The sequence below is a fragment of the Plantactinospora sp. ZYX-F-223 genome, assembly GCF_039649625.1.
In the GTDB taxonomy this organism is placed as follows: domain Bacteria; phylum Actinomycetota; class Actinomycetes; order Mycobacteriales; family Micromonosporaceae; genus Plantactinospora.
Genome location: NZ_JBDJAV010000229.1, coordinates 1 through 214 on the forward strand (window position 1 = coordinate 1; position 214 = coordinate 214).

Consider the following 214-nt stretch of genomic DNA (forward strand, 5'->3'; position numbering starts at 1 on the left):
AGACATCCCAGGAGCTTGAATGTCAAGCAACGGCCTCGTTGAGGTGGTGAGACCAGGCGGTCGTCTCGTCGTACGGCGTGCCGGTTTTGAGGCATCCGTGCAGGATGCCGACGAGCCGGTTGGCGAGTTGGCGCAGCGCGGCGTTGTAGGTGGCGCCGCGGGCGCGTTGCCGGTCGTAGTAGGCGCGAGCGCCGGCCGAGACCCGCAGCGACGC

1 pseudogene is annotated in these 214 nt (G+C 68.2%); it reads right to left on the minus strand.

The annotated features are described in order from the left end of the window. Positions 1 to 22: 22 nt before the first annotated feature. Positions 23 to 214, minus strand: a pseudogene (locus AAH979_RS43295) (IS110 family transposase); the annotation flags it as partial.